The sequence below is a fragment of the Ilumatobacter nonamiensis YM16-303 genome (assembly GCF_000350145.1).
Lineage (GTDB): Bacteria > Actinomycetota > Acidimicrobiia > Acidimicrobiales > Ilumatobacteraceae > Ilumatobacter_A > Ilumatobacter_A nonamiensis.
On sequence record NZ_BAOL01000095.1, the window covers coordinates 1 to 1,840 of the forward strand.

The following is a 1,840-nucleotide window of genomic DNA, read 5'->3' on the forward strand; positions in this document are numbered from 1 at the left end:
GAGGTCAGGAGTTCAATTCTCCTTAGCTCCACGATTCGGAAACCCCAGGTCGATGGCCTGGGGTTTCTTCGCGTTTTCACCGGGATTCGGCACGAACTCGTGAACAGTTCGCGCGTGGAGCGCTGGAGGAGTTCACGAGAAGGCTGTGGGGGAGCGGTAGACGTCGGCGTCGGACGGGGGGAGTGGGGTGTTGCCGAGGATCAGGTCGGCGGCTTTCTCGGCGACCATCATCGTCGGGGCGTAGATGTTGCCGTTGGTCACGATCGGCAACACCGAGGCATCGACGACCCGCAATCCATCGACCCCGTGCACGCGAAACGTGGAGGGGTCGACGACCGACATCTCATCGGTCCCGAGCTTGGTGGTGCCCGACGGGTGGAGCGCCGTCTCGGCGTCTCGGGCGACCCAGTCCATGATCTCCTGATCGGTTTCGACGTCCGGGCCCGGTGAGATCTCGCCGCCGTTGAACTCGTCGAAGGCCGGTTGTGTGAGGATCCGCCGCGTCGTGCGGACGGCTTCGATCCACTCGCGCCGGTCGCGTTCGGTCGACAGGTAGTTGAAGAGGATCGCCGGATGCCGGCGCGGATCGGTCGAGGTGATCTTCACGGTGCCGGTCGAGTCGGAGTACATCGGTCCGACGTGGACCTGGTAGCCGTGACCGCCGGTCGGCGCCGATCCGTCGTAGCGGATCGCGATCGGCAGGAAGTGGAACATCAGGTTCGGATACGGCTCGTCGGGGTTGCTCTTCACGAACGCCCCGGCCTCGAAATGGTTCGTGGCGGCCGGACCTCTGCGGAACAGCCATTGCAGGCCGATCCAGGGCTTCCTCCAGTTCGCGAGGTGAGGCTGCATCGACACCGGCTGCGTGCACGCGTACTGGATGTACACCTCGAGGTGATCCTGCAGGTTTTCGCCGACACCCGGCACGTCCGCTACCACGTCGACGCCCACCGAACGGAGGTGCTCGGCCGACCCCACACCGGACAGTTGCAGCAGTTGCGGCGAGTTGAACGCGCCGCCGCAGCTGATGATCTCACCAGCCGTGACCGTCTTGGTCGATCGCCAATGGTGGTACTCGACCCCGACCGCTCGCGTCCCGTCGAAGACGATCCGGTTGGTCATGGCCCGCGTGAGCACGGTGAGGTTCGGGCGATCCATCACCGGGTGCAGATACGCCCTCGCCGCGCTCAATCGTCGGCCGCGGCGCACGTTCTTGTCGAACGCGGCGAAGCCCTCTTGGCGGAAACCGTTGACGTCATCGGTCCGGCGGAACCCGGCTTGGGGTCCGGCTTCGAGCCATGCCTGGAAGAGCGGATTCGTCGCCGGTCCACGTTCGAGTTCGAGCGGTCCGTCGTCGCCGCGCCACTCGTCGCCGCCGGCGAGGCAGTTCTCCATCCGCTTGAAGTAGGGGAGACAGTGGGCGTAGTCCCAGTCGGACATGCCCGGCGCCGCAGCCCATTTGTCGTAGTCCATCGGGTTGCCCCGTTGGAAGATCATCCCGTTGATGCTGCTGGACCCACCGAGCACCTTCCCACGGGCGTGGTACACCCGCCGGCCGTTCATGTGCGGCTCGGGCTCGCTCTCGTATTTCCAGTCGTAGAAGCGGCTGCCGATCGGATACGTGAGAGCGGCGGGCATGTGGATGAAGACGTCCCAGCGGTAGTCGGGCCGGCCCGCCTCCAGCACGAGTACGCGATTCGACGGGTCGGCGCTCAACCGGTTGGCCAGTGCGCATCCAGCAGAACCCCCGCCGACGATCACGAAGTCGTAGTCCGTCACGCTGCCGATCCTACGTCCGGCCACGGGCCGTGTTCTCGTGAACAGTTCGCGCACGGAGCGC

The 1,840-nt window shown here is 65.5% G+C and carries 1 protein-coding gene; it reads right to left on the reverse strand.

The genetic code is table 11. The features are described 5' to 3' along the window. Positions 1–132 precede the first annotated feature (132 nt). The gene (gene betA / locus ON45_RS10705; protein ID WP_040493794.1) at positions 133–1,779 is read right to left on the reverse strand and encodes a choline dehydrogenase; all 1,647 of its coding nucleotides are present in this window, start codon (positions 1,777–1,779) and stop codon (positions 133–135) included. Positions 1,780–1,840: the final 61 nt, after the last annotated feature.